Raw genomic sequence first — 22,705 nt, forward strand, 5'->3', positions numbered from 1 at the left:
CCCTCTATCTAACGAATTTTTCAACTACATCAATTAATTGCTGTGGTTTAAATGGTTTTACTAACCAACCAGCAGCCCCAGCTTTCTTCCCTTTAGATTTCATTCTATCCTGTGATTCTGTAGTTAAAACCAAAACAGGAATGAACTTAAACTTACTATTTGATTTTACTTCTTCAATAAATTCTATTCCTCCCATCCGCGGCATATTGATATCGCTAATTATCATTTTAGGACGATCAGACATAGAACTATTTTCTTCCAACACTTCCAAACCATCTTTCCCATCCTCTGCTAATAAAACTTCATATCCTTCTTTTTCTAATGTATATTTAACTGATGAACGAATCGTTTTTGAATCATCCAATACCAAAATTTTCTTATTAGCCATTCTTATTTGCCTCCTCTAACAATAATTCTTTAACACCTACTAATGATAAAGTTTCTTTTATTTCTGGGCTGACATCATCTAAAAACAAATCAAAATTCTCCTGCAGCGAAGTCTTAACTATTGATAATAACAATTGTATTCCCGCAGCATCAATTTCTTCTAAATTACTACAGTTAAATAGCAAATCTGATTCTCCAGACAGTTCTTCAATTTTATTTAATAAATCAGATTTGAGTTCTGATACTGTATAAATTGTCAATTCTTCCGGTAAGTCATATTCTACATAGCTCATTTTAACCCTCCTTTTAAAACAATGTTAATTCCCCACCTTCACTACCAGTATCAATATCTTCAAAATCATTAATTTCTTCTTGGGCTGTTTTTCTTTCTATATAACTTGTGAATTTTTCCTCTAATGATTTTAAACGTTGGTTATTTTCTTCCCATTCTTCCTCCCCTAATTTATCTAAATACTTTTCTTTTAAGGCCATACTTTCTTCTTCTAATTCAGCTAAAAACTGAATTACTGTATCTCCTTTATTCTCTAGTTTTTGTACTTCATCTAGCTGTTGATTGACAGTTAAAATTTCAGAAATCAAATTATCTACTGAACCATGCAACCCTTGAATCGCATCTTTAACCATTTTTTTAGTTAATAATAACTTCTCCTCAGAATCTGAAATTATTTCTGACGAATTCTCAATCTCTGTTTGATTAGCTTCAGCTAATTCTACAAATTCTTGATAATCAGCAATCAATTTATCTTTTAATTCAAAATAAAGTTTTTGGTTTTCTTGACTAGAATTAATAAAATTTTCAATTGCTTCTTCAATATTTTTAATAAATGAATCATCTTGATTACTAACTCTAGTAAATTCAATCTTAGCTAATACTTCTACTTTTTTAAACCTATCAGCAATTTTATCAATTTCAGCAAATCCTGTCTGTAGTCCTTCGATATTATCATAAAATTGGTCATTAGCTGTAATTATCTCTTGATATTTATCTTCTAATTCATCTAATTGTTCAATTAATCCTGGCACAAATTCTACCAATTCTTGATAAATTAAATCTACACTAGTTAATTTACTATTTTCGTTTTGAGTTGTTCCAGCAAAAAAATCAGTTAAGTGGGCTCCTTCTTCTTCAATTTCTAGTAAGTCATTTTTCATTTCTAAAAATTTATTCTTAATATCAAATAATGATTCATTTAATTGCTGTAAAATATTATCCATTAAACGTTGTGATAATTGGGTAGTATTAATAATGAACACTAATCTATCTAACATTTCTTTAGGCTTCATTTGCTTAAGATTAATATCATTTAACTCATCTTTTAAAGTAGTTAATATTTCAATTAAATTCTCTAAATTCTGTCTAATTATATCTTGGTTTTGGACTAAGACAAGAATATCATAAACTGGTTCTACAGCTTGCTGCACATGGCCCATAAAATCCTTTAAAATATTTGAAGTAGTTTGTAATGATTCTAAAACTTCAGAAAATATTTTTTTAATTTCCACTTGGTATTCGTTAGATATTCTAGTTTCAGTCTTAATTAATTGCTCTAACTCATCAGCAAATTGGTCATTCCAATCTTTCAGTTTAATAATTTTATCCTTGATTGTTTCATATTCTTCTTGAATTTGAGAAGATAAATCATTAATCTCATCAGATATAACTCGAAATGCAGCACCTTCTTGGTCAGACTTAACAGAAAATATAATTGCATTGATTGATAAATTATTTAACTTTTTTAAAGTCTGCCTTAATTCATCAATTAAGGTTAGTATTTTCCCAAAATCAGTAGTTTCATTATCACTATCATTAACAAAACTTTCTAAAACTTTAAAAATATCTTCTCGGGCTGATAAAGAATCATAAACTCGATTAATTTTACTTTCTAAAGTTTCAAGCACTTCTAATATTTGAAATCCTTCTGTTATCTCATTATCTTTCTCTTCAGCGTCAGTAAAATAACTAATCAAAAGTTCAGTCTCTTCAATCGTATCATCAATTTCTGCTTCTATTTTAGGAAGTTCATCAGAAATAAACCCATAAAATTCTTCCGTTCTAGCAATCATTGTTTCTAAAATATTTATTTGTGATTTTAAATCATAATTCAATTCATAATCAGATGTACTCGTTTCCATCACTTCCCCCCCTAGCAATATCCAAAATAGAACCTATCTATTTATATCAAAAAATATTAATCGCAGTCAAAAAATCAAATTCATTACATTTAATTGTACAACTAATTTTATTTATTCAACAAAATTCTACTTTTACCTGCATTATTATCAAAATTAGTACATTCTTTGTTTATAACCACGCAATTATTAAAAAATTAATTTAATTTTTTAATAAGTTGCACTTCATTTCCTTGTTGATTATAAGTTAAATAATCACTAATCATATTAGCAATTATAATTCCCCGCCCTCTTTCAGTTCCTTCTTCTAACTTCAACTCTTCATATTCTAAAGCCGATTCCCAATCAAAACCACTTCCCTCATCACGAACAGTTAACTTTAAATCATAATCAGTAATTAACAAATTAATATAAACTTTTTTATTAGGAGCAAATTGATTACCATGTTCAATAGCATTAATTACTAACTCTTGAAAAGCAATTAAAATACCTTGTTGAAGGTCACTATCCAGTTGCGACTGCTCTTCTAACAGCTTAACACATTCTTTCTTAGCAATATAGAACTCATCTAATCTATCCGCTATTTCCCAACTTTTTTCTAACTTTATTTCAGGCTTGTTGTATAAAGAAAAAATAGTAATATCATCTTTTCCTTGTTTTTTGCCACTAAACTCATAAAAATCATTTACAATCTCTTTGACCAGCAATTGTGGAGTTAAATAATGGTTTTCACGTAATTTCTTTTCTAAACGATTAGTACCATATTTTTGCTCTTGATTATTTTCTTCAATTAATCCATCTGTAGTTAAAAATAAAGTGTCGCCTGGGTCTAAATACATTGTCTGGTCATTAAAATTATATTTATCCATATTAATTACAGCAGAAATAGGTAAATCTGCTTCTTTAATCTCTTTTAATTCTCCCTGTTTAGATAAAATAATAGGTGGAATTTGAATCCCAGCGTTATTTAATTTTAATTCTTTAGTTTCTAAATTTAAAACTCCTACTGCTAAACAAATAAAATAATCGGCTGGAAAGTCTTGTTTCTGAAATTCTTGTAAGATGAATTCCATGATCTTACTTGGCGCTTGATTATCATTTAACGGAGCATGAGATAATAAAAAACTATCAATTGTACCTCGGATGAAAATATTCAACATAGCTCCATCCAAACCATGTCCAGTTACATCTACAATATAAAATATTAACAAATTATCAATTTTTAAAATATTATAGAAATCACCGCCCAGCTTTTTAGCTGGTTGATAATATGTAGCACATTCTACTTCTTCTAGTTCAGGAAAACCTGTCGGTAAAAATTGCTCATGCAATGCTTTAGCTTTATTTAAATCTTCAATGATTTTATCATTAGCTTTTTTTAATTGCTGACTTTTTTCTTCTAATTCTTTTTCGTATTCTTTACGGTCACTAATATCTTCTCCTACTTTTAGGAAGTGACTAATATCTCCATCATTATCTTTAATAGGAGAAATAGAAGCATCTTCCCAGTAATAAGCACCACTCTTTTTTTGATTATAAAATTCATCTCTCCACTCATCACCCGCAGTAATACTATTCCATAAATCTTTATAAAATTCTTCAGAATGATAACCAGATTTTAAAATCCTAGGATTAGCCCCTTTAACCTCTTCATACTTATAACCAGTAATTTCGGTAAATTTAGGATTTACATATTCAATTTTCCCCTCAACATCAGTAATCACCACAGTACTCGGACTTTGGTCCACAGCTTGACTTAATTTATTAACTTCTTCTGTTAGTTTACGAATAATAGACAAATAAATAAAATAGAATGATAATGCTTTCAATATATGACCAGCAGTATGAATTGCATCTATTGCTTTAAAATTTTTCATAAAAAATATTTCAGCTACAATAGTCATTATCATTGCTAAAAATAGGAATTTAACATTATAATCATGAAAAAGCTTTCTTTTCTTAACTAACAATCCAGCAGCAGTAACTATAGCAGAAATAATCAAAATTTCAGCTATAATCTTAAAATTAGTCATTGCTCCTGTTTCTGAATAAACTGCTGGAAAAATATCCCAACGGATGATTGTTAATATTAGAAAAATAGATATTAAAGAATATATAATTACAGTTTTAAATCTCTTAACCTGTTTTTGATTAAAAAAGTAAAATGAAAACACCAAGGCAAAACCTTCTATACTTCGGGCTACTAACCATAATTGAGAAGCTACAGTAAAGTTATTATCTGCTAAAATATTAATTTGAGGGTAACTTAAAAAATGTAATAAATCAAATAAAGCTACAACACCATAACTGATACCTAAAAAAGTAAAATAATCATGACGTGAAATGCGATAACCACGAATAGCAATAATAAACATATTAACTGCTATTACAATACCTATTAATTCTAATAAGGCATGGTAGAAAAAACTATTTTTTAAAACAATACAAAGAAGCAAAGCAATTAAAGCCCCTACGCCCATAATTTTTATTATTTTTTTATTAATTTTTGTCATAAACATTACCCCTTAAAATCTAGGATAGAAAAAAGGTCTGATATAGACCAGACCCTAATATATTTATTCTATTCCTTCAATATCTAATACTTTATTTAAGTGAATCATAGAGAACATTTTCTTAACATACTCATTATTTAAATTAATTATTTTTAAAGCACCGTTCTTTTCTTTCAAACGTTTATGAATTAATAATAATTTACCTAGACCTGAGCTATCAACACTTTCCACTCTGTTAAAATCAATAGTAATTTCTGTATAACCTTGCTGAATTAAATCCAATAATTCTTCCTTCAATTTTTGAGAATTAGTAATATCAATCTTTTTATCTGCTACTACTGTAACCTTTTCTTGAGTTTTATTTCTAATTTCCATTTTAATTCCTCCTATCATTTTAAAATAGCAAAATTATTCAAATAAAGTTAATTCGCCAGCTTTATCTTCTTTCTTCTGTTGATTAAAGTGCTTTCGTTCTTGCTCTTTTGTTTTTTCTAAAGCACTTTTCATATTAATTCTTCTCAAGTAAACACTAAAATCTTTAGGAAAAAAAAATATCTTCCTCCCCCCATGTCCACCTGTATCACGAGCTAAAATGGGAATCCCTTCATTTTCCAAATATGAAACTGCAAAATCAACATTAGCATAAGCTATGTCAGTTTCATTATTATTAAGTACTTTACCTCCTCCAAAAACTTTAGCTTTCAATTCTCTTCTACTCGCCCCCTTTTTTAACATATTATTAATCAATAATTCCATAGCATGAATCCCATAGCGGGAATCTTGACTTAATAACATTTGCTTGGGGTCAGCACTTTTAGAGATCATAATGTGATTAATACCTGCAATACCATGATATTGATCAACCATGCATACTGCTACACAAGAGCCAAGTAAAGTTGATAAAATTACATTTGATTGATCAGTAGTGTAGTATTCTCCAGCAAATATTTCTACTACTCGCTTATTAAATTTGTGACTAAAGGTTTTTTTCATAATTAATTTCACCATCTTTAAATAAATTATATCATAATAGCAAAGATTAATAAAACAATACTTTTTCTTTTTCTACAAAAATATGTATTTTTTTATAATTTTAGTTAAAGATAAAGTCGCAGGAATATTCCTGCGACTTTATCTAAGTCTTATCTATGCTTTCCATAAACCGTGAACATCACAATATTCTCTAACCTTAACTATATCATCCGCATCAACAGCAAATACAGCTTTTGGTTCATCACCAGGATTTAGTTCAGCTCTCAATACTTGCTCCTCAGTTAAAACTTCAATGAATCTAATAGAATGATTTTCTTCCATTGGATGTAAAGTTGTTCCTACAACTACCTCAACACCTTCTTCTACTTCATTAACTACTGGAACATGCTTTTCATTACTTGCATCTTCAGTCTGCTCTTCTAACTTCTTCATGTCTTCTCCACAACATACTAATGCCGGTTGACCAGCTTCAGCAACTTCAACTACATTCCCACAAATATCACACTTATACAATTCTCTTCTTTCAATTCCCATTAATAAATCTCCCCCTCTAAAGTTATTATTCCTAAGTATATCTTCATCAGGTGTCATAATTCACCTGAATCTGACCAAAACCATCAAATTTATCTCCATTTATTATTATTATACATCACTAAGAATAATTCCTGCTTATTTTTCAAAAATATTATTTTTTAATTGATAAATCAATCGGTGTTTGTTATAATTCTTTTAGTTAACCTTAAAAATAGAACGTTAACAAACTAGAAAGGAGTGGTCTACAATTAAATCATTTAATATTAACACTAGAGAATTAATTCTTGTTGCATTATTTGCAGCTTTAACTGCTGTTGGAGCTTTTATTAAAATTCCAACACCTTTTGGAGTTCCTTTTACTTTACAACCTCTATTTGTTATGTTTGCTGCTAGTTTACTAGGAGCAAAATTGGGCTTAATTAGTCAATTAGTCTATATTTTAACTGGATTAGTTGGGTTTCCGATTTTTACTAAGGGGGGTGGAATTCATTATATTTTTCAACCTACCTTTGGTTATTTAATTGGGTTTGCCGTAGGAGCATATGTTATTGGAAAATTAATTGAAAACAAAGAAAAAAACATCAGAACTTTCTTAATAGCTAATTTAACAGGATTGATTGTATTCTATCTTTTAGGAGCTTCTTATCTCTATTTAATTATGAATTTCTACATTGGTCAAAGTTATTCCTTAAATAAGACAATAATTGGCGGGTTTTTAGTTTTCTTACCTTGGGATGCATTAAAAGCAATTATTACTGCAATAATTACTCCTAAAGTTATCAACAGAATCAAAACATTTGTACCTATATCAAACCCATAATAAAAAAAGGCTTTTGGGGAAACCCCAAAAGCCTTTTTAATAATTAATTAACAACAACCGCCAGCACAACCACCATGGTCATGGCCGCAATCTTCTTCTTCACCTTGAATTGCTGTACTTAAAACATTATTTACTTCTTCCATAATTTTATTGAATTCTTGTTGTTTACTCATTAATTCACTAATAACATCATTATCTTGCATCTCACTACGTAAAGATTGTAGTTCCTCTTTAACATCCTCATCTATTTCTTGACCAGTTTGCTGCATCATTTGTACTTGCTGTTGCTTAGATTGAAACTTCTGCATAATACTTTGTGCTTCCTCATTTTCTTCTAACTTTGCTTCTGCATCTTTCAATTCTTCAAATTCACTAGAATTTGCAATAGCATCTGCTAAATTTTCTGCTTTTGCTTCTAAAGACATTAGATTAATTTCCCCTTTCAAATTTTTAAATTATTAACCTTCAGTTCGCTTTTTAATGTTAACATTAATCACCTGAATTGTAAACATCAATTTTAAATTATTTAAAGTCCCAGACTAGATTTTCATTTTCAGATTTAGATTTTTGTTCTTGTTTTTCTATTTCTTCATCACTAGTCTCTTGCTGAGATTCTTTTTCTACTTTTGATTGTTCTATCCTTTCTTCTGTTTCTCCTAGTTTTTCTTCTTTTATATCTTTTGATGATTCAGTTTCTTCATCACTAGATTGATTACTCTCTTCTGCTATCTCTTCATTTTTTGAGTCATCAGCAGAAATATCATTAGTAGTTTGAGATTGTTTATTATCATTATCTTCTTTTTCAAAACCTAATTCTATTTCTGTTTCACTTTCCTCTAAACGTAATAATCTACTACCATTTTTAGTTAAGTGATAGGCTTTAGTTCTACCATAGCTCTCATAAGTCAAAAATAATTTTACTTCTAATTCATATAATAATTTTTTTAAATGTTTATGATTCAAAGATAATTTACGCACTAAATCTCTTTCGGATAATTCGTTGAATAATTCTACTTTATTTAAAACTGCTAGAGCTTCCTCAGATAAATCATTTTTTAAAACTTTAATACAATCATCACATAACTCCATTTCATCTCCCCCTTTTATATAATCCCTATTAAATATTTATTATTTTTTTAATTAAAATATACATCAGGAGAGAAAAAAATAGAGAAAACAGCAGGGCCAAGCCCTACTGCATTCTTTGCTGAGCCATATTTTCTTCTGCTTTCTCAATTGCTCGTCTCACTAAAGACCCAGCTTCCCTGGTGGTGATATTCCCCCAATTACCATCCTTAACCTTATCAGCAAACCCTAACTCTTGGGCTAACTCGTATTTGCTTTCTTCTGACATTATACGGGACATCGGGTTAACCACCTCCAAAATATAGTGTAACCACTTTTGAAAAAGATATACATTATCTATATAAAGCTTCACCTTTAAGTGAAGCTTTATAGTAACAAGTAATGAGAAAAGAGTGATGAGTAGAAAATCAAAAACAAAGTCAAAAACAAGTTCAAAACCTTTCATTTCAAAGGAATTTAAATGGATTTTGAGGTTTTGACTTTAAGGTTTTTACTCATTACTGATTACTTTTTACTCGTCACTATAAAGTTGCACTGAAAGTGCAACTTACTATAAAAAACCGGCACAAAGGCCGGCTTTTCTATAGTATACTATTCAACTGTAATTTCTTTTTTAGCTTCCCACTGTCCATGTAAATTACAGAACTCAAAAGCTCTTAATGTACAAGACTCTTCTAACATAACTTTAAACGTAACTTCTGGTCGCATTTCTGGAGTGAAATTAACTCGACCTAATTGATAATAATTAGCATACAACTCTACATATTGAATAAAGTGATCTTTTTCAGCTGGATGATCAATTTCCCCCATTTTTACTGTAACTTCAAATGGCTCACCCTTTTTCACAGTATCTGGAGCATCAATAATTGGTACGTGCTTCTTTTCTAAAGCATTGTCAGGATTTTCAGCACTCTTAATATCATAACAACTCATAATTTTTTCCTCCTTGATTTATGTTATTTTAAGCAAAATCTTTATATTCTTCGTGATCTGCACCACAAACTGGACATTGATCTGGAGCTTCATCAGTAATAGTATGCCCACATACTTGGCAAACATGAACTGATTCTATATCATAATCTTCACCATTTTCAACAGCTTCTTTAGCTTCAGAATAAAGTTTAGAATGCATTTTTTCTGCTTCTAAAGCATAATGGAAAGATTTGATAGCCTCTTTTTCTCCTTGATCTTCAGCTACAACTTTATAAGCTGGATACATCTGTTCAATTTCATGATCTTCCCCAGCAATAGCTCCTTCTAAATTCTCAGCTGTTGTTCCAATACCAAATACAGCACCAGATGCAACAAGGTGATCACCTTCAACATTATCATGAGCATGAAAGTGATTAGATGCATGTACTTGCTCAGCATCAGCAACAGCTCTAAATAATAATGCTACTTGTGGATAGCCATCTTCTTCAGCCTTATCAGCCCAAACTTGATACCTCTGATAGGCTTGACTTTCACCTCCAAAAGCAGATCGTAAATTTTCAGCAGTCATATCGTTATTAACCATTATTTGGCCTCCTTGTTATTATAAATAATAATTATCACTATTGATAATTATAACAATCTTCTTTCTACTTGTAAATATATTACTTTAAACAATAATGATTATCAATTGCTTGGACTGTCTTTGGTCTAGCAATAGACAAATAATCCTTTAAAAATACTAAAATTTACATTATAATAATAGTAGTAATAATTATAAATACTAGGAGGGATTATTAATGAGTATTTCTCAAGAATCTTTAGATTTAGCAATTGAATTAGAACAAAAAGGTCATGACTATTATGAAGAAAATGCTGCTAAAACAAATAATCCAATGGCAAAATCAGTTCTAGAAAGCTTAGCTGAGCAAGAATTAGATCATATTGAAACAATTAAGCAAATTGCTGCTGGAAAAGGTGTTGAAAATGTTGAAGTTAAATCATCAAATGTAGAAGATAATGTGAGAGACGTTTTTGAATCCTTTTCTGATAAAGAGAAAGAAGAATGGGAAGACATAGATGAAGAAGTATATAAGCATGCTTTAGATTTAGAGCAAGATATTTATGACTTATATGCTAATTTAGCTGATAAAACTGAAGGAAAAGAAAAAGAATTCTTTGAAGCATTAATGGAAGAAGAAAATAATCATTATGAATCAATTCAAAATGCTTTATATTACTTAACTGAAAATTCCAAATGGTTAGATGAAGAGGAAAGCCAGGTTTGGAACTGGATGAATATTTAACAGAGCTTAAAAATTCAAACACTAAAATATTAAGCTCCCTGCATTATGCAGGGAGCTTTTATAATTAATAATCAAACAATTATGCTAATAGCTAAATACGAATTAAATTAAACTCGGTCATTTCTTTCTGTGACACCTTTAATCCGTTCAATTAAATTTTCATCTATCATATCTTTAGTATAACGCCACTGCCAATTTCCAGAAGAAGTTCCCGGAGTATTAAATCGAGCTTCACTGCCTAAAGTTAAAAAGTCTTGTAATGGAGCGATAGCCATTACTGCTTTAGACTGCCAACCTAACTCGATCAAATCCCAAACTATATCATCATGACGAACTTCTAAATTTTCATCTAGAAACTTTAACATATCTGTTTCATCTTCTGCAACAAGGTCTTCTTCATACCAGCCTAAAGTAGTGTTATTATCATGAGTTCCTGTATAAACAATACAATTTTCATCTTCATAAGGTGGCAAATAATCATTTTGCTCTTGATTATCAAAAGCAAATTGTAAGATCTTCATCCCAGGAAAATTAAAGTGATCTCTTAATTCTTCTACATCATCAGTCACAACTCCTAAATCTTCAGCCACAATTGGAAGTTCGCCTAACTCAGATTTAATCACTTTAAATAATTCTTTACCTGGTCCATCTTCCCATTCTCCATTAATTGCAGTTTCAGCTCCATAAGGAACTGCCCAATATTGAGAAAAGCCTCGGAAGTGATCTAAACGAATGATATCTACTAAATCAAGTTGTTTCTCAACTCTTTTGACCCACCATTGATAATTGTTTTTTTGTAGTTTATCCCATTTATAAAGAGGGTTACCCCATAGTTGACCATTCTCATTAAAATAATCAGGTGGTACCCCAGCTACTTTAGTAGGCTTTAAATCTTCATCAAAGAAAAACATCTCTGGATTGGCCCAAGCATCAGCACTATCCATAGCAACAAAAATAGGAATATCTCCTAAAATCTTAATCCCTTTCTGATTGGCATATTCTTTAACCTCAGCCCACTGCTGAAAAAATATGTACTGCAAAAACTTTCTGAATTCTATTTTTTCTTCTGATTCTGCCCGATATTTCTTTAATGCTTCTTCTTCTCTAAAGCGAATATCATCATCCCACTCTGTCCAAGCTACTCCCCCAAATTTTTCTTTAATAGCTCTAAATAAGGCATAATCATCTAACCAATCTGCATTTTCTGCACAAAAGTCTGCAAAGTCTTCCTTTTCCTTTTCAGTTGCAGATTTCTTAAAATTATTAAAAGCTTTTCTTAATAGTGGCATTTTAAAATCAATTACCTGTCCATAATCTACCCTGTCTGTAGGGAAATCTATCTCTTCTTCTAAATCATCTTGCACAAGATACCCTTCAGCTAGCAATTTTTCTAAATCAATCAAATATGGGTTACCTGCAAAAGCAGAGAAGCACTGATAAGGAGAATCACCATAGCCTGTAGGACCTAAAGGGCACATCTGCCAGACTTTCTGCCCAGCTTCATTTAAAAAATCTATAAACTCATAAGCTTCTTCGCCTAGTGAACCTATTCCATATTTACCTGGTAAGGATGTTGGGTGTAAAAACACACCGCTATTTCTTTTGAATTTCATATTAATATATTCCCTCCTTTATTTTTTAATATTAATAAAATTACTAAATTCTATTTTTATAAATATAAGAATATAGCTAAATTAATCTAGCTATATTCTAAATTCCAACTATAGAAATACATTTAATCTATCAATATACCTAAAAAATATATTTAGCGTTCAATTCACTAAAAATAATTTTGATAATCTTAATGTTGTATAAAGAACACAACAGCAGATACAATAATAATTATAACTCATAAATTGCTTAAGTAAAAGTATAAATCTCAATTTTTTTATTTTAGCATAAATAAAATCTGAATTAATCTTACCCTAAAAAGGATAACTAAGCGTTATTTCTAAGAAATTATCAAGGTTACTAAGGTTAGAAGTGGAATTATCTGTAATATTAATCTCTTGCGGGCCAAATACTTCCCCCCTAGCTCCTAACAATAATCCCCAGCGTAAATTTAAATCAAGATTACCTACTAACTGAGATTCATATTCAGGAATTAATAATAAACTAGAATCCTCTAAATGCATTAAAGCAGTTACCTTAAGAGTATTAAAATCATCTATACCATAATTTATTGTTCCTGCTACAAGTTCAGAACCTACTTCAGTAGTCAATATATTAGAACTGCTAGTAAATATATTAGCTAAATAATTATTAATGCCTACTTTATCATAAAGATATTCTCCTTGTAAAATAATTTGATGAATCCCTTGATAAAAACTATAATCTGCTCCTATTAAAAAGATATTCTCATTTTGCTCTATATAATGTCCTGCTGCCCCATAAACTCCTATCGTTCCAATATCCCCTTTCAGAGTAGCAGCGATTCTTTTCTCCAAATCATTTCTCTCTTTAACAAAATTAGCAGTTAAATCATAACCGTTAATAGTAGTTCTTGCTCTAACACCATACTTGATTTTTCCACTATCTGTTGTAGATAATACTCCAGTCAGATTAGAACCCCAATTAAAAGGATGATAAATTTCTACAGCATCCACATTTTTAGCAGATGATTCCTGTTCTATTGTTTCAGCACCCAAATTGAAGTCAACAGGATTTAATAATGAGCCAAATAACCACGAAATAGGCTGCCGACCAACTGTCAGGTCAAATTCTTCATATTTTCTACTTAGATATAATTTTTTAATCTGGGTATTATTACTTTTAGTCTTAGAATCTGTCATAATATCAATTTCAAACTTAGCCTCAGTCTTTTCAGTTTCAGGTAAAAATAATTCTAAATTTAGCTTCTCCTGCAGTAAAGTACTATATTCACTATTATTTCCTACAGTATATCCCTTAACTTCTATTTCCCCGCCTACCTCAATAGCATACACAGATGTTGGAGCAATTATAACTAATAATATGATAAATAACAGGGATAATTTTAATTTCATTTTAATATCACCTCAGACTTAGTTTTAAATAATAATCTATCTGAGACGCTGAAGGCTAAAAGTGTTAGCCGGCAGCTCCAAATCAAATTCAATCTTTTTTATTTCATAAACAGTCTGGCTATTCTTTTTCAATTTATTATCTATTATCTGATACATAGGATACCAACGTCCTTCTAACTGTTCTACTTTCTTAGTTTGCAATTCTTTTAATAATCTGCCACTACGGGCATATAATTCTTCTCTCCACAATACAAATCGTTCTTTATCAACCCATTCCTTCCTTCGGTAATAGGACGCTTCTTTACCTTCTTCCTTAATCCCCTCAATTACATAACAGCTTCTGCCATCTACCTTTTCTTCACCGATAATAGTAAACTGATATAAATCAGCTAACTTAGTTGATTCCATCAAATCCTGATAAGAAAAATCACTACCCATCATCCCTTGTTCTAGCATGTGTCCGGAAATTTTAACTATATCTTCAGCATCAGGAAAAAACATCCACAGGTTATTCTCTCTTTTTAAAAATTTACTACCTCTATCACGCGGATTAGTGAATTTAGTCAGTCCATAATCTGCTCCTTTAATATAACTCGTCATTTCCTTAACCATTTTTCGCGGGCCTTTAGTAATTATCATCTTAGATTCTATTTTAGCAGATTGTAAATGTTGATATTCATCAACTTGTTCCATAATTTCAGCTGCAGATGGAGCAGCAATTATTTCGGTGCCAGACAGTGATAAAGCAACTACTAACATTAATCCTAGAATTAATCGTACTAAAATATTATTCATAATAATCCCTCCACTATTTAATTTCTTAAAGCTTCAGTTGGATTTAAATCAGCTGCTTTTTTAGCTGGAATCACTGCTGTAATTGTAGTAACTATCACTCCTAGTATAAAAGAAAAGATTAAATTACTCATCTTAAATTGAGGATAGAAGATAGGGCGCATTAATAATTCTGCTTCCATATCAGCTAAGGCAGCTGAATAATCAATTCCTACAATCGATAAAATTTTAGTAGCTATTCCCCCTCCTATCACCCCTAAAAAACTACCGACTACTCCTAACACCAATCCTTCTAATATAAATAAAATTAAAATTTCTCGGCTTTTCAATCCTAAGGCACTTAACATCCCAATTTCAGATCTTCGCTCTTTAACTATCATTAACAAAGTATTAATTACTACTAAACAGGCTAATAATATTACAAAAATATAAATCAAATTATAGATTTTTCTACCTATCTGCAGATACTGAATTATACTATTGCCTTGATCCCAACGCTTTAAGAGATAATCATCAGCAACTCCTTGAGATTGAAATAATCTTTTCAAATCAGGCATAACCTTTGCTACCTTCCTATAATTATTAGTTTCAACTAATAATTCTGTCGCTTGATCAGGCAAAACAAGCATCTTCTGGGCTTGACTTAAAGGTAAATAAAAACTCTTTTCATCTAACAACTTAAAACCACTATCTAATTCACCTACTATTTTAACAGTACTGCCTTTAAAAGACCCCCAAGAAGTAGTATAAACTATTGTTAACTTATCTCCTACTTGAGCATCTAACTTTGTTAACAAATCTGTTCCTACTGCTATTTCTTTATTACCTTCTTTAATCATTCGCCCTGCAACTAAATAGTCTTCAATATCAGTAAAATTCACTTCTTTAGTAGGATTGACTCCCCAACCCATCATTGTAATCAATTTATTTTTAGTACTCACAGCAGCTCCAAATTTAATGCGAGGAATAGTCTCTTTAATTTCTGACAACTCTTTTATCTGTTGCTGCATTTTTTCAATACCTTCATTTTCAAATCCTTTGACCGGATAATTTAAAGAAAGCAGTCTCTGTTTCTGTTCATATTTTTCCCTAATCACCTTAACATGACCACTATTATATTGAATATGCAATTCAAACATAGAATCAATCATTCCTAAAACAAATCCTCGTAAAACAACTACCATCATTACTGCAAAAGCAATCACAACTATAGAAATTAAAGTCCTTAATTTATTACGAAATAAATTTTTAGCTGCTAATTTACTTAAAAATTTCATATTCGCTCCCCCTTTAACTCCGGATTGCCTTTACAGGATCCTTTTTAGCCGCCCAATAAGCCGGAGGAATACTAGCTAAAACCGATAATATAATTCCAGATATAAAAATAAATCCAAAATGCCAGGGAGCATAAATACCATATAAATGACCTATGACTGGTAGACCAAAGGTCTGCTCACCTAATAAAGCAGATAAATTAATGCCAACAGTAGTCAAATAATAAACTCCAACTCCACTTAATAAAAGACCAATTATACCACCTAAAACTCCAATCCCTGCTGCTTCAATCATGAATATTAAAATAATTTCTTTTTTCTTAAAGCCCAATGCTTTCATCATTCCTATTTCTTTTGTCCGCTCTAAAGCAGATAAAATCACTGTGTTTACAATTCCAATCGCTGCTATAATTAAAATTATCCCCATCATAAATCCTGTCTCTATATTTTGTGCCTTACTCATAGCAATCACTGATTCTGCTGAATCACGCCAAGAGTGAACAGCTAACTCTTTTTCTTGCATTATTGTTTGTTTTTTTAATTGCTTTATTGTTTCTTCAACTTCTTCCTCATATTTCAATCTAACTATTACTTGACTGATTTTATTATCTACATCTAAAGCATTTTGCGCTATGTTTAAAGGAACATAAACATAATTACTATTAACTTTTGGATTTTGAGTATTAACTAAGGCTACTATCTCTGCATCAATAGTATTAAAAGTTTCTTCAGCAGTTTTAACTAATAAAGTTAAATAATCTCCTACTTTAAGTTCCATCAAATCAGCCAATTTTTTACCTAATATAGCTTGATAGTTACTATCTGTAAAATAACTACCTGCAACTATATACTTTTTTAACTGAAATACTTGCGCAGCTTGATCAATATCTAAACCGTAACCTGTAATAGGTAGCTCATCTATTCCATTATTTAATTTAGCAGCAAATTTCAGTTGTGGCACTACTGCTTTTACAGTCTGCTGATTTTTGATCTTTTCGCTCAATTTAGATTCCCAAACAATTAAATTCTCTAACTCTAAATCTTCTCGTTCAGGCCAATACTTTTGCTTTACTACTTGTAGATGCCCTGTTTCTAAATTAATTAAATTATCAAAAGACATCTGGGTTAAACCTAACATTAAAGAATCAAGAGTCAAATAAACTGCAATGCCAATTGCTAAAATAATAGCAATTGCTATCACTCGTCGTTTATGGCGGGTTAAATTCCTGAGGGCTAATTTGACTAATAACATCTTATACACCCCACTAACTTTCAACTACTTTTTTCCTCTGCAATTTGACCATCCTTTAAGGTGATTATCCTCTGCGCATAATCCCATACTAAAGGGTCATGAGTAGAAAAAATAAAAGTAGTATCTAATTGTTGGTTCATCTCAACCATTACTTCTAATACCTCTTCACTGGTTTTAGAATCTAAGTTAGCTGTTGGTTCATCGGCTAAAATCAATTTAGGTTCTTTAACTAAAGCCCGAGCAATAGAAACTCGCTGCTGTTGCCCTCCGGATAATTCCCCCGGGGTATGATGAGCAAAATCTGCTAATCCAACTGCTTCTAAAATATTTTTAACTCTTTTTTCAACCTCTATCTCCTTAATATCATCAAACAATCTAAGCGCTAATTCTACATTCTCATAAGCACTTAATACAGGAATCAAATTATATTCTTGAAAAATAAAACCTAAATTATATCTTCTTAATAAAGCTAATTCTTCTTTTGATAATTTTTCAATTTCTCGATTATCAAAAAATATTTTCCCTTCTGTAGGAGTATCTAAACAGCCAATCAAATTTAATAGTGTTGTCTTACCTGAACCCGATGGTCCTACAACTGAAGTAAATTCTCCGCGGTGAATCGTTAAATCAATTCCTCGTAAAGCCGGCACTTCAACTTGGCCCTGCTGATAGATTTTTTTAATTCCTTTTAATTCTAAGAGGTTCATTTCATCCCCCCCCTTTTCTATAATCAATGAAAATAATTCAAAGCAATAATCATAATTTTAATTCACCAATGACTCAATAGTCAGTTTATTATAAAAAATACTTCTCAACTTCATTAGTTATTTTTTAATTTCATCAAATATTATTTAACTTAATAAATCTCTTAATTGTTCAAGATTATTAGTATTTATTGTCTTAATCCGCTTAATTAGTTTTTGACTTTGAGCATCTAAAGCAGATACCTCTACATTTTTAATCTTTTGTAATCCTTTAGCTTCATTATTATAAATTTTTTCAATAATATCCTTGTCTTTAGAGCTTAAACCTACTATACTAGAAACTTCCATCATTGCTTTATCAATTAGCTCTAATACCCCAAACTTATTTTTAGGTTCAATATTCAAACTTCTCATCCGTGATTTTAATCTTTCAATAATCAACTTATGATCATCTTGAAAAGCAGCAAGCAACTTTTGAATACTTTCATCATCAATTTTATGCAGTGAACTATTATAAGCTCTAATAGCTAACCTTTCTCCTTCTAGAACCTTATGCAAAACAGAAGCAGCTACATGATTTTTTTCTTTCTCATTTGCCATTCATCTCTCCTGCTTATAAATCCTCTGCATAACTATACATGATTATGTATAGCCTTTGCAATAAGCAGGATTTTCACCACCTTTCTTTTTAATATTTCTATTTCAGATATACTGAAGTATTTCATCACAACCTAGATATAGTATGCCATATATCTAAGAGAGTTATTTATATTAATTTAAATATGTTTAAACAATTGTTCTAACCTTTTACCTAAAGCCAATCATATTTTTTTAATTCTATTAAACTTTCCTCTAACCTTTTTTTAATATGATTTTTGTTACCTACACCAGTTAAATCGTCGATGAAAAGTTTAGTTTCTAAATCTTTATATCGCTGTAATAAGGATATATAATCGGAATTATTACTAAACACCTCTACTGTTCCAATTACTGCTCCTAATTATCAATACTAATTACATCTAATCTTTCACATTCAGCTTGACAATCTAATAATTCAGCTACACTAGGTTGAGTTCGTCCATTGTCTCCAGATATTAGTTCTTTAATATAAGCTCCTGCTTCTGTCTTAATAATTAATTCAATTTTATGAGAAGTAATCACTTCTGCTAATACTTGATAAATTTCTCGCTTACGAAGTCTATCACCTCTATTTTTAAGAACACGACTAGGGGTCTCTTGTTCTACTAAGCCCTTCAATTTTTCTAATTCAAGCACATCATTAGCGCTTAGGTCATCATCTATATGAACTATAGCTTTATATGTTTTATCTGCTTTTCTATTTTTAATCACTTCTTTTTTATCAGGTGTCACGAATTTTAAATTAAAGATTTCAACCTGATCTTGACTTTGATTGACAACAGTAGTTAATTTTTCAAGGTCAACAGTTCTTCGTTTAGGTTCCATTAATTCTAAAATAAACTCTCGTTTAGCAAAACATCTTACATTCAAATCTTCTCTACCTGCCCCATGAAACTTCGTTTCTACAGCATCAAATTCATTTAAAAAAGGAGTCTGTAATACCTGCTGCACTGAATTTTCTGAATAATTCCAAATAGTTTGAGAAATATCCCGCACATATTTATTATATTGGCCATAGACCAATACCGAACTAAGATACAATTCTACCTCATCACTAGGAATATCAACTACTGCTTGAATATCAGGACGTTCTAAATCAGAATCAACATTTAATCTCCGCATTATTCTCTTAGCTAATAAACGGTTGAACTCTGTTTTCAACGGTTCCGCATACTGCTTCCCATAATCTTCCCATAATTCTTTTTCTTTCTTTTTTACGGACTCAGGGGGTCTAGTTCCTACTAAAATAGTATTAAATTGATATTCCTCTAATCTATCTATCATTAATTTAGTATATTTATTTAATTCATTAAACAACCCTTGACATAAATAACACTCTCCACCAACAGACAAATTCCCTGCTAAATTATCACGTTTAAAGCTCTCTTGGCTTAAATCATTAATATTTCTAAGTAAATAACCACGTTCATAATTTTCTAAACCACTTCCTAATTGAGCAAATTGTCTACCTAAACAATGATTACACAAATCTTCAGCTAATAATTCTTGACGTTGATACTCTAAATCCATATTCTATTCCCACCTTTATAAAACAAACTTTCTTTATCATATGAAGTGAGACTAATTTATATTCTTTAAACACCAGTTAGAATTAATTAAGACAAAATTGATCTTTCCCCTTTTCTTTAGCTTTATATAAGGCTTTATCAGCTTCTTCAATTAATTCTTTTTTAGTCTTATCTTTTTCATAAATACTACCACCAATACTAATAGTGATTTGAAAAATCTGCCCCCCATAATCTATTTTCATCTCTCGAATTTGAGAAGTAACCCGCTGCCCTAACTTCTTTACCTCTTTTCTAGTGACATCAGATAAGATAATAACAAATTCTTCTCCTCCATATCTAGCTAATAAATCTCCTGTTCTAGTTAAACTTTTTAATTTGACAGCTAACTCTCTTAAAATCTGATCTCCAGCCTGATGACCATATTGGTCATTAAAATACTTGAAATTATCGATATCTAATAATAATAGACCAAAATTAGAATTCTTTTCTTCTAATGATTTGATTTTATTTGCTAACTGTTTTTGAAAATAACTATGATTATATAATTTTGTTAAACCATCTTGAACTGCTAGCTCTTCCATTTCTTCATACATTCTAGCATTTTCAATTCCAATAGCTACTTGATTAGATAAAATATTGATGAACTTTTTATCTTCAGTTTGAAAGATAGAATTAGATTGAGTATGCCCTGAAAATATAACCCCAATACATTCGTCTCTAATATTAATAGGTACAGTTAAAGCTGATTTCAAACATATCTCTTCACAATCAATAAACTTAGCAGAAATATTATTCATGATTATTGTTTGATTATCTTTTATTGTTTCAAAACCACTATTTTGAGCACACTCAAACAATTTACTTTCACTTTCTAAACCTGACTGTGCTGCTAATTCTAATTCACCATCTTCCAATAAAAACAATCCAACTACAGCAACTCCCATTGTCCCTTTAATTACATCTATTGCTAACTCAAACACTTCTTCTAAATTTAGAGTAGAATTGATTTGACTACTAGTTTGCTGCAAAATACTAAGTTCTGCTAAATTACGCTCCATATGTTCAAAAGTATTGGCTTTTTCAATAGCTAACGGAGCTTGATTAATTAATGGTTCAATTAATAATTTATCTTTAGCATTGAAAAAGTTTGCCTGAGGATGCAGAAAAAAGATTACTGCTGTAGTATTATTAGTACTAATTGGAGCTAATAATGCAGATTTATATTGTAGCTGTGATAGTAAAAATCCTTGTTGCTGATTATAAACAATTATTTTTTGCTCTGTTTTATTTAACTCATTAATCTGAAACTGAGTTAAAATTTTATTTAATTTTTTCTCTTCTGCATGAGAAAAACCAGTTAAAACAGTAGTTTCAAAGTTATCTTCAGAGTCTAAAATAAAAGCTCCGTGCTCAACCTTTAATTGTTCACACCCAATTTCTATTATAGCTTGACCTGTTTCAGATAAATTCAAATTTTTATTAACTTCTTCATTTAATTTCTTTAATTCTTTATTTCTTGCTTCTAATTCATCAGTCATACTTTGAGCCAAATTTGCTAAAGCTTTAATAGTTCGATAATGCCATTTATCATCTAAATCAAGTTCTTGCTCCCTTAATTTATCATTAGTCTCTGAAGTACCCTCTGATAGTGCAAGAACAGTAGTTGTTTTATTGAAAAAATAATTTTTCCTCTCTTTGTGATAAAATTCACCAAAAGTAAAAAAACCAGCTGTTGGGGCTTCAGCTTGCAAAGGAGTAAACTCTAGTTCAATATCTTCTCCTAATAAACTAGCTCTCGAAACACAAGAATAGATATAAACTCCATCTAAAGATTGCTTTGTTAACTTATTTAAATCATTAGTTCCATTTTGCAAAATCATTTTAGGGTTTCCATAGCCAAATTTGACCTCTTCTCCTTCATGAATCTCACCCGTAAAAGCTAAAGAATTATTTTCTTTACTTATCGCTCCTCTGACAATTAATACCCCATCTCTATTTAATACAATTGGAAATTCCATTTCAGCGCTTTGAGGTAAATTAGCAGCAATTTCCTCTCCTAAATAACGTTTATAAACCTCATCAATATTTTCATTATCTAACTCATAAAGTCGATTTCCATCAGCTTTAGTAACCGTCATTGTTTTCCCAATCTGCTGCCAACCAAAACCATAGCCAGTATTTACTGTTAAATCTTTATTATTTAAACTAACTCCTACAATCCCCCGATTAGAAATTTCATCAGCTGTAAAAATAAATGTTTGCTGTTCATCATTATTACGTCCAGCTTTTCCTCCTGCTACTATTACTTCTCGATCGATTTTTTCAATACCACTCAAAACTTTTTCTCCATTAGCATGTATCCCATCAGCAAATAAAATCAAAGCTTTACTCTTAGTTTTAATAATTCTCTCTCCCAAATTTTGAGCTTGTTGATAATAATCACCGACTGGAAATTTTACTAAAGCCACCTCTAAATCAGTTGTTTTAAACTGAGAAAAAGAAATGACAGTTGAACCTTTAACTTTTTTTGCATTTACAATTCCTTCAGATGATGTAGCACCAATTATCTTAGCAGCAGGCAACTTAATCTTTAGTTGCCATAATAATTGCTTAATGTATTTATAATTACAATGGTCAGTAAAAATTTGAATTAATAACTTATCGCTATTATAAATTTTGGATTGTTCAATAAAATAATATAATTGTTTTTGGTTTTGGTAAAGGATATTAAATACTTCCATAACTTGGTCTCATCTCCTTAAAAAAATAAGAACTGACTAAAGCCAGTT

Annotated in this window: 23 protein-coding genes; 2 read left to right on the forward strand and 21 right to left on the reverse strand. The window is 30.4% G+C overall.

The features are described from left to right. Nucleotides 1-4: 4 nt before the first annotated feature. The 7 genes from JOC47_RS03700 to JOC47_RS03730 all read right to left on the reverse strand — a co-directional run bounded on the left by JOC47_RS03700 (nt 5) and on the right by JOC47_RS03730 (nt 6,578). Nucleotides 5-388, reverse strand: a complete 384-nt coding sequence (locus tag JOC47_RS03700) for a response regulator (protein WP_204700628.1) — start codon at nt 386-388, stop codon at nt 5-7. Continuing rightward, on the reverse strand, nt 381-680 hold the full coding sequence (locus JOC47_RS03705) for an STAS domain-containing protein (RefSeq protein WP_204700629.1): 300 nt from the start codon (nt 678-680) through the stop codon (nt 381-383). The genes JOC47_RS03700 and JOC47_RS03705 overlap by 8 nt, the downstream gene beginning before the upstream one ends. A 13-nt stretch (nt 681-693) precedes the next feature. Next, on the reverse strand, nt 694-2,541 hold the full coding sequence (locus JOC47_RS03710; RefSeq protein ID WP_204700630.1) for a hypothetical protein: 1,848 nt from the start codon (nt 2,539-2,541) through the stop codon (nt 694-696). Nucleotides 2,542-2,735: 194 nt separating this feature from the next. Then, nucleotides 2,736-5,051, reverse strand: coding sequence for an MASE3 domain-containing protein (locus JOC47_RS03715; protein ID WP_204700631.1), 2,316 nt, complete (start codon nt 5,049-5,051; stop codon nt 2,736-2,738). A 63-nt stretch (nt 5,052-5,114) separates the two neighbouring features. Further along, nucleotides 5,115-5,426 carry an STAS domain-containing protein gene (locus JOC47_RS03720; RefSeq protein ID WP_204700632.1) on the reverse strand — a complete coding sequence of 104 codons (312 nt, stop codon included), beginning with the start codon at nt 5,424-5,426 and terminating at the stop codon, nt 5,115-5,117. A gap of 33 nt (nt 5,427-5,459) precedes the next feature. Beyond that, nucleotides 5,460-6,044: a chemotaxis protein CheD gene (locus tag JOC47_RS03725; protein ID WP_204700633.1), complete on the reverse strand. Its 585-nt coding sequence runs from the start codon at nt 6,042-6,044 to the stop codon at nt 5,460-5,462. Between the two features lie 153 nt (nt 6,045-6,197). Next, nucleotides 6,198-6,578 (reverse strand): desulfoferrodoxin, encoded by a 381-nt coding sequence (locus JOC47_RS03730; RefSeq protein ID WP_204700634.1) that lies wholly within the window; start codon nt 6,576-6,578, stop codon nt 6,198-6,200. Nucleotides 6,579-6,840: 262 nt separating this feature from the next. Between JOC47_RS03730 and JOC47_RS03735 the strand changes: the two genes are divergently transcribed. Beyond that, nucleotides 6,841-7,398 (forward strand): biotin transporter BioY, encoded by a 558-nt coding sequence (locus JOC47_RS03735; protein ID WP_500683575.1) that lies wholly within the window; start codon nt 6,841-6,843, stop codon nt 7,396-7,398. Between the two features lie 47 nt (nt 7,399-7,445). On the opposite strand, the gene JOC47_RS03740 is transcribed toward JOC47_RS03735, so the two are convergent. From JOC47_RS03740 to JOC47_RS03760, 5 genes are all read right to left on the reverse strand, one after another. Beyond that, nucleotides 7,446-7,823: a YlbF/YmcA family competence regulator gene (locus tag JOC47_RS03740; RefSeq protein WP_204700635.1), complete on the reverse strand. Its 378-nt coding sequence runs from the start codon at nt 7,821-7,823 to the stop codon at nt 7,446-7,448. A 97-nt stretch (nt 7,824-7,920) separates the two neighbouring features. Next, nucleotides 7,921-8,487: a hypothetical protein gene (locus JOC47_RS03745; RefSeq protein WP_204700636.1), complete on the reverse strand. Its 567-nt coding sequence runs from the start codon at nt 8,485-8,487 to the stop codon at nt 7,921-7,923. 103 nt (nt 8,488-8,590) lie between these two features. After that, complete coding sequence (locus JOC47_RS03750) at nt 8,591-8,764, reverse strand: small, acid-soluble spore protein, alpha/beta type (RefSeq protein WP_204700637.1); 174 nt, start codon at nt 8,762-8,764, stop codon at nt 8,591-8,593. A 311-nt stretch (nt 8,765-9,075) separates the two neighbouring features. Then, a complete protein-coding gene (locus JOC47_RS03755; RefSeq protein ID WP_204700638.1) occupies nt 9,076-9,417 on the reverse strand; it encodes a class II SORL domain-containing protein in 342 nt (113 codons plus the stop codon). 28 nt (nt 9,418-9,445) lie between these two features. After that, nucleotides 9,446-10,000: a rubrerythrin family protein gene (locus JOC47_RS03760; RefSeq protein ID WP_204700639.1), complete on the reverse strand. Its 555-nt coding sequence runs from the start codon at nt 9,998-10,000 to the stop codon at nt 9,446-9,448. Between the two features lie 214 nt (nt 10,001-10,214). Here JOC47_RS03760 and JOC47_RS03765 point away from each other — a divergent pair, with 214 nt between their 5' ends. After that, nucleotides 10,215-10,721, forward strand: coding sequence for a ferritin-like domain-containing protein (locus JOC47_RS03765; protein ID WP_204700640.1), 507 nt, complete (start codon nt 10,215-10,217; stop codon nt 10,719-10,721). 107 nt (nt 10,722-10,828) lie between these two features. On the opposite strand, the gene malQ is transcribed toward JOC47_RS03765, so the two are convergent. From malQ to JOC47_RS03810, 9 genes are all read right to left on the reverse strand, one after another. Further along, on the reverse strand, nt 10,829-12,334 hold the full coding sequence (malQ, locus tag JOC47_RS03770) for a 4-alpha-glucanotransferase (protein ID WP_204700641.1): 1,506 nt from the start codon (nt 12,332-12,334) through the stop codon (nt 10,829-10,831). A 312-nt stretch (nt 12,335-12,646) separates the two neighbouring features. Continuing rightward, nucleotides 12,647-13,726 (reverse strand): hypothetical protein, encoded by a 1,080-nt coding sequence (locus tag JOC47_RS03775; RefSeq protein WP_204700642.1) that lies wholly within the window; start codon nt 13,724-13,726, stop codon nt 12,647-12,649. A gap of 36 nt (nt 13,727-13,762) precedes the next feature. Beyond that, nucleotides 13,763-14,521 carry an outer membrane lipoprotein-sorting protein gene (locus tag JOC47_RS03780; RefSeq protein WP_204700643.1) on the reverse strand — a complete coding sequence of 253 codons (759 nt, stop codon included), beginning with the start codon at nt 14,519-14,521 and terminating at the stop codon, nt 13,763-13,765. A gap of 17 nt (nt 14,522-14,538) precedes the next feature. Further along, nucleotides 14,539-15,795, reverse strand: coding sequence for an ABC transporter permease (locus JOC47_RS03785; protein WP_204700644.1), 1,257 nt, complete (start codon nt 15,793-15,795; stop codon nt 14,539-14,541). A gap of 13 nt (nt 15,796-15,808) precedes the next feature. Beyond that, entirely contained in the window at nt 15,809-17,044 is a 1,236-nt protein-coding gene (locus tag JOC47_RS03790) for an ABC transporter permease (protein ID WP_204700645.1), read from the reverse strand. Between the two features lie 20 nt (nt 17,045-17,064). Beyond that, nucleotides 17,065-17,751, reverse strand: coding sequence for an ABC transporter ATP-binding protein (locus JOC47_RS03795; protein WP_204700646.1), 687 nt, complete (start codon nt 17,749-17,751; stop codon nt 17,065-17,067). A 144-nt stretch (nt 17,752-17,895) separates the two neighbouring features. Further along, a complete protein-coding gene (locus tag JOC47_RS03800; protein ID WP_204700647.1) occupies nt 17,896-18,348 on the reverse strand; it encodes a ferritin-like domain-containing protein in 453 nt (150 codons plus the stop codon). A gap of 396 nt (nt 18,349-18,744) precedes the next feature. Continuing rightward, on the reverse strand, nt 18,745-19,917 hold the full coding sequence (locus tag JOC47_RS03805; RefSeq protein ID WP_204700648.1) for a tRNA pseudouridine(54/55) synthase Pus10: 1,173 nt from the start codon (nt 19,915-19,917) through the stop codon (nt 18,745-18,747). Nucleotides 19,918-19,999: 82 nt separating this feature from the next. After that, the gene (locus JOC47_RS03810) at nt 20,000-22,657 is read right to left on the reverse strand and encodes a diguanylate cyclase domain-containing protein (RefSeq protein ID WP_204700649.1); all 2,658 of its coding nucleotides are present in this window, start codon (nt 22,655-22,657) and stop codon (nt 20,000-20,002) included. Nucleotides 22,658-22,705 lie beyond the last annotated feature (48 nt).

This window comes from Halanaerobacter jeridensis, assembly GCF_016908315.1.
GTDB classification, from domain to species: Bacteria; Bacillota; Halanaerobiia; order Halobacteroidales; family Halobacteroidaceae; genus Halanaerobacter; species Halanaerobacter jeridensis.